Annotated in this window: 3 protein-coding genes and 1 riboswitch; all 3 genes read left to right on the forward strand. The window is 72.9% G+C overall.

All coding sequences use genetic code 11. The annotated features are described in order from the left end of the window. Positions 1–200 precede the first annotated feature (200 nt). Positions 201–295: riboswitch (TPP riboswitch) on the forward strand. The 3 genes from ACFXGX_RS20435 (at position 287) to gndA (ending at position 4,173) form a co-directional block, all read left to right on the forward strand. Next, positions 287–1,687, forward strand: a complete 1,401-nt coding sequence (locus ACFXGX_RS20435) for a purine-cytosine permease family protein (protein ID WP_384792946.1) — start codon at positions 287–289, stop codon at positions 1,685–1,687. (Overlaps the previous riboswitch by 9 nt.) Before the next feature lie 72 nt (positions 1,688–1,759). Then, entirely contained in the window at positions 1,760–2,557 is a 798-nt protein-coding gene (thiD, locus tag ACFXGX_RS20440; protein ID WP_384792949.1) for a bifunctional hydroxymethylpyrimidine kinase/phosphomethylpyrimidine kinase, read from the forward strand. A gap of 173 nt (positions 2,558–2,730) precedes the next feature. Next, the gene (gene gndA, locus ACFXGX_RS20445; RefSeq protein WP_384792952.1) at positions 2,731–4,173 is read left to right on the forward strand and encodes an NADP-dependent phosphogluconate dehydrogenase; all 1,443 of its coding nucleotides are present in this window, start codon (positions 2,731–2,733) and stop codon (positions 4,171–4,173) included. Positions 4,174–4,250: the final 77 nt, after the last annotated feature.

Raw genomic sequence — 4,250 nt, forward strand, 5'->3', positions numbered from 1 at the left:
GTCGGCGGGCCGCGCGCGGCCACCGGCCCGGCGGGGGGCGTTGTATTTACGGGGCGTCGGGGGTTTGACGGGGGGGCCGCGGGGGGGGCGCGCCGGTTCGCGGGAGTGGTGCGCACTGGTCCGCGGGAGTGGCGCGCGCCGGCCCGCGGGAGTGAGGACCCACTCCCGCTCCGTCGCCGGGAGCGGTTAGGGTGTCCGTCGTACCGGACACGGGGTGCCCCATCCGAGGGCTGAGATCACACCCGTCGAACCTGAACCAGTTCATACTGGCGGAGGGATGTCTTCCATGCCATTGGCGCATGTTCCCGGCGGGCTGCCCGCCGACAGCCGGCCGGCCGTCTTCGACGGACGGATGCCGGCCGCACCCGGCGACCTCCGCGTGGAGGGGCACGGCATCGAACCGGTCCCCGAGAGCAACCGGTACGGCGGGGCGGGACGCCTGTTCACCGTGTGGTTCGCCCCGAACCTGACGATGACGGGCGTGTTCACCGGCACGATCGGGATCGCGCTCGGCCTGGACTTCACCACCGCGCTCGCCGCGGTCGTCCTCGGGACCGTGCTCGGCGCGCTGCCCACCGCCTACCTCAGCACCTGGGGCGGTCTCACCGGCACCGGCCAACTCCCGCTCGCGCGGCTCGCGTTCGGCCGGTCCGTGGTGCTTCCCGGCACGCTCCAGTGGCTGTCCTCGGTCGCCTGGGACGCGTTGATCGGCCTGTTCGGCGGGGACGCGCTGGCGCGGCTGTGCGGCTGGCCGTTCTGGCTCGGCGTCCTGGTCATGATGGCCGCCCAGGGGGCGCTCGGCGTCCTCGGCTACGAAGCCATCCACCGCCTCCAGATCGTCATGACGTTCGTGCTCGCCGTGGCCTTCGCGGTGATCGCCTGGCGGATGCTCGACGGGGTCCACCCCGCGACGACCGGGTCCGCCAACGGCGCCGACCGCGTCGGCGCGTTCGTGCTCACCAGCACCATCGCGCTGAGCCTGTCGCTGTCCTGGGCTCCGTACGCCGGTGACTTCAGCCGCTATCTGCCGCGTTCGACGTCCCGCCCGCGCATGTTCTGGTGCACCCTGCTCGGACTCGTCGCGTCCTTCGTCGCCGTGCAGGTCCTCGGGCTGTGGGGCGCCTCGGTGCTGACCGACCAGACCGCGGCGGGCGTGGACGCGTTGCTGGGCGGCGGTGCGGCGGGCGCGTTCGGGCTGCTGGCCGTGGCACTGGCCGCGGTGTGCAGCAACGCGATGAACGACTACAGCGGTTCGCTGGCCCTGCAGACCCTGGGCGTACGGATACCGCGCCCGGTCGCCGCCGCCCTGGCCGCGGCGCTCGGCTTCCCGCTGGTGCTGTGGATGCACGCCGCCGACACCACGGCACGCTTCCAGAACGTGCTGCTGTTCGTGGGCTGTTGGATCCCCGGGTTCGTCGCGATCGTCGTCGTCGACTGGATCGCCAGGGGGCGGGAGCGCGCGGGCGCCCCGGTCGACGTCGCCGCCGAGATGTCCCGTCCGCGCCCCGGGTGGCCGTCGCTGGTGGCCTTCGTGGCGGCGTTCGGCGCGGCCGTGCCGTTCATGGACACGAGCCTGTACGTCGGTCCGGTGGCCGACGCGCTGCACGGCGCCGATCTCTCCTACTACGTGGCGTTCCTCGCCGCCCTCGCCCTCTACGCCCCGCTGCGGCTGCGCCGCCGCGCCTGAGGGCCGCCGCGCCCGTCGCTCCGCCGGCCGAGGGCCCGGCGCCCGTAGCCGTACCCGAGAGGAACCCCTCGCATGACCACACCGCCCCGCGTCCTGACGATCGCCGGATCCGATTCCGGCGGAGGCGCAGGAATCCAGGCCGACCTCAAGACCATGCTCGCGCTGGGCGCCCACGGGATGAGCGTGCTCACCGCCGTGACCGCGCAGAACTCCGTGGGTGTGCAGGGGGCTTGGGAGCTGTCCGAGGAGGCGGTACGGGCCCAGTACCGCAGTGTGGTCGACGACATCGGCGTCCAGGCCGTGAAGACGGGGATGCTCTCGTCGCCCGGACTCGTCACCGCCGTCGCCGAGTTGCTGTCCGACGTGGGCGCCCCGGTCGTCGTGGACCCGGTGAGCGTGTCCAAGCACGGGGACCGGCTGCTGGCCGACGACGCCCTGGACGCCGTACGGACCCGGTTGCTGCCGCGCGCGACCGTGGCCACCCCGAATCTCGACGAGGTCGCCCAGCTCACCGGCGTGAAGGTGGACGGTGAGTCGGACATGCGCCGGGCCGCCGGACTGCTGCTCGCGTTCGGTCCCCGCTGGGTGCTGGTGAAGGGCGGCCATCTGCCGGGCCAGGCCGTCGATCTGCTCACCGACGGGACGGCCGAGCACTGGCTGCGCGCGCCCCGCCACGACAACCGGCACACGCACGGCACGGGGTGCACGCTCGCCTCGGCCATCGCGGTGGGCCTGGCCGGGGGCCTCGAAGTGCCGGAGGCGGTACGGCGGGCCAAGGCGTACGTGACCGCCGCGATCGAGGCCGGATTCGCGCTCGGTGCCGGTATCGGACCGGTGGATCACGGATGGCGGCTGCGCCGGGACGGCTGACCCCGGCGCGGCCCCGGCACCCGACGCCCGGCACCCGTTCCGCCGTCCCCCACAGCTCCTGCCCCGAAAGGTGAACACCTGAGCTCCCGGCGGCGTACTGATCGGCACAGCGACAGTCGTCTGCTCGCCCGTCAGGTACGCGGACAGGCAGATCCGGATCCAAGGAGCACACCATGAAGGCGACCGCACAGATCGGCGTCACAGGGCTCGCCGTGATGGGCCGCAATCTGGCCCGCAACTTCGCCCGGAACGGCTACACCGTCGCCGTCCACAACCGCACGCCCGCACGCACCAAGGCACTGGTCGAGGAATTCGGGCACGAGGGCTCCTTCGTCGCGGCCGAGTCGGCCGAGGACTTCGTGGCGGCGCTGGAGCGCCCGCGCCGCCTCATGATCATGGTGCAGGCGGGTGCGGCCACGGACGCCGTCATCGAGGAGTTCGCGCCGCTGCTCGAAACCGGCGACATGATCATCGATGGGGGCAACGCCCACTTCTCCGACACCCGCCGGCGTGAACAGTCGCTGCGCGAGCGCGGCCTCCACTTCGTCGGCGCGGGTGTGTCCGGTGGCGAGGAGGGCGCCCTCAACGGGCCGAGCATCATGCCCGGCGGCTCCCCCGAGTCGTACGCCTCGCTGGGCCCGATGTTCGAGTCGATCAGTGCCAAGGTGGACGGCGAGCCCTGCGCCACGCACATCGGCACCGACGGCGCCGGTCACTTCGTCAAGATGGTGCACAACGGCATCGAGTACGCCGACATGCAGCTGATCGGCGAGGCCTACGACCTGCTCCGCCGCGTCGGGGGCTACACGCCGCCGCAGATAGCGGAGATCTTCCGGCGCTGGAACAAGGGCCGCCTCGACTCGTACCTCATCGAGATCACCGCCGAGGTGCTCGCGCACACGGACGCCGCCACCGGGGAGCCGTTCGTCGACATCGTGGTGGACGCCGCGGGCCAGAAGGGCACCGGCCGCTGGACCGTGCAGACCGCCCTGGACCTCGGCTCCCCCGTCACCGCCATCGCGCAGGCCACCTTCGCCCGCGCCGCCTCCAGCCAGGAGGGACTGCGCTCCGCCTATCGCGGCCTGCCCGGCGGCACCCACTGGGACCTGTCGGGTACCGAGGCCGAGCGCTTCACCAGCCAGGTCGAACACGCCCTGTACGCCTCGAAGCTGATCGCCTACGACCAGGGCTGGAAGATGATCCTGGACGCCGCAGCCGAGTACGGCTGGGACATCGACCTCGGCGAGGTGGCGAAGATCTGGCGCGGCGGCTGCATCATCCGCGCGGCGTTCCTCGACCGTATCCGCGCCGCGTACGCCGTCGACCCGGGCCTGGTGAGCCTGCTGTCCGACGCGGGGTTCGCCACCGAGATCAAGGACGCCCAGGTCCCGTGGCGCGAGGTCGTCTCCATCGCCACCCGCAGAGGCGTCCCGGTGCCCGCGTTCTCCGCGGCGCTGTCCTACTACGACACGCTGCGCGCCGACCGGCTGCCGGCCGCCCTCACCCAGGGGCAGCGCGACTTCTTCGGTGCCCACACCTACCGGCGCACCGACCGCCAGGGCAGCTTCCACACGCTGTGGGGCGAGCCGTCCCGCGGCGAGACCGAGATGCTGTGAGCCCTGCCGGGCGATGACGTAGCGCGGGGCGGGGGGGGGGGGGGGGCCGGGGGGGGGGGGGGGCGGGGCCCGCCCCC

It is taken from the genome of Streptomyces sp. NPDC059371, from assembly GCF_042751995.1.
GTDB lineage: Bacteria > Actinomycetota > Actinomycetes > Streptomycetales > Streptomycetaceae > Streptomyces.

Bases quoted from the DNA above. Each gene is read 5' to 3' on its own strand.
- ACFXGX_RS20435 (WP_384792946.1), top strand. From the start codon at position 287: ATGCCATTGGCGCATGTTCCCGGCGGGCTGCCCGCCGACAGCCGGCCG.
- thiD (WP_384792949.1), top strand. From the start codon at position 1,760: ATGACCACACCGCCCCGCGTCCTGACGATCGCCGGATCCGATTCCGGC.
- gndA (WP_384792952.1), top strand. From the start codon at position 2,731: ATGAAGGCGACCGCACAGATCGGCGTCACAGGGCTCGCCGTGATGGGC.